A 1,713-nucleotide genomic window follows, 5' to 3' on the forward strand; every position below is an offset into this window, starting at 1 on the left:
ACCCCGGCTTCCGCGGGGTTGCTTGTTACATACGCTCGACGGTTTCGATACCGAGGGTATCGAGACCCAGCTTGAGGGTTTTCGCCGTGAGCAGCGCCAGCTTCAGACGGCTGTTGCGGGTCTCTTCGCTTTCCGCGCTGAGGATCGGGCAGTGCTCGTAGAAGCCGGAGAACAGGCCCGCCAGATCGTAGAGGTAGGCGCACATCACGTGCGGCGTCCCTTCGCGAGCGACCACGGAGAGGGTCTCTTCAAACTGCAGCAGGCGCGCGGCCAGCTGAGCTTCGCGATCTTCGGCGATGACCACCGGCGCGTCGATCATCGCGTTTTCGTCGATGCCGGCTTTGCGGAACACGGAGAGCACGCGGGTATAGGCATACTGCATATACGGCGCGGTGTTGCCTTCGAACGCCAGCATATTATCCCAGTCGAAGACGTAGTCGGTGGTGCGGTTTTTCGACAGGTCGGCATATTTAACCGCGCCGATACCCACCACTTTCGCCAGATTTTCCAGCTCGTCAGCCGACATATCCGGGTTCTTCTCGGCCACCAGGCGACGGGCGCGCTCCAGCGCTTCGTCCAGCAGATCCGCCAGCTTCACGGTACCGCCGGCGCGGGTTTTAAACGGCTTGCCGTCTTTCCCCAGCATCATACCGAACATATGGTGCTCCAGCGGCACGGAGTCCGGCACGTAGCCTGCCTTGCGCACGATGGTCCACGCCTGCATCAGGTGCTGGTGCTGACGAGAGTCGATGTAGTAGAGCACGCGGTCGGCGTGCAGCGTTTCATAGCGATACTTCGCACAGGCGATATCGGTGGTGGTATAGAGGTAGCCGCCATCCTTTTTCTGGATGATGACGCCCATCGGTTCGCCTTCCTTGTTTTTGTACTCATCAAGGAAGACCACGGTAGCGCCTTCGCTCTCAACCGCCAGCCCTTTGGCTTTCAGATCGGCGACGATCCCCGGCAGCATCGGGTTGTACAGGCTCTCACCCATCACGTCATCGCGGGTCAGGGTCACATTCAGGCGATCGTAGGTGATCTGGTTTTGCGACATGGTGATGTCGACCAGCTTACGCCACATCTGTAGGAAATACTCATCACCGCCCTGCAGCTTAACCACGTAGCTGCGCGCGCGCTCGGCGAAGGCTTCGTCTTCGTCATAGTGCTTTTTCGCTTCGCGATAGAAACCTTCGAGGTCGGCCAGGGCCATCTCGCCGGCGTTTTCCTGCTGCTGTTTTTCCAGATACGCGATCAGCATCCCGAACTGGGTGCCCCAGTCGCCGACGTGGTTGGCGCGGATCACCTTATGACCCAGGAACTCCAGGGTACGGACTGAAGCATCGCCAATGATGGTCGAACGCAGATGGCCGACGTGCATCTCTTTCGCTACGTTGGGTGCCGAGTAGTCGACGACGATAGTCTGCGCCTGCGGTTTCGTGACGCCCAGGCGCTCAGACTGCAGCGCGCGGTTGACGTTGTCCGCCAGAAACGCGGGGTCGAGGAAAATATTGATAAAGCCCGGCCCGGCGATTTCAACCTTGTTGGCAATGCCGTTGAGGTCAAGATGAGACAGTACCTGCTCTGCAAGTTGTCGCGGCGCCATACCCAGCTTTTTGGCGACAGCCATCACGCCGTTGGCCTGATAGTCGCCGAACTGAACTTTTGCTGACTGGCGGACCTGGGGTTCGCAATCGGCAGGCGCGCCCGCCGCGC

1 protein-coding gene is annotated in these 1,713 nt (G+C 59.8%); it reads right to left on the reverse strand.

Annotated features, from left to right (window positions below; translation table 11 throughout):
- Positions 1-25 precede the first annotated feature (25 nt).
- Positions 26-1,713, reverse strand: a 1,688-nt coding sequence (gene argS / locus HMPREF9538_RS19875; protein WP_009484447.1) for an arginine--tRNA ligase, incomplete at its 5' end; no start/stop codon positions are given.

Source organism: Klebsiella sp. MS 92-3, from assembly GCF_000195655.1.
Taxonomy (GTDB): Bacteria; Pseudomonadota; Gammaproteobacteria; order Enterobacterales; family Enterobacteriaceae; genus Klebsiella; species Klebsiella pneumoniae.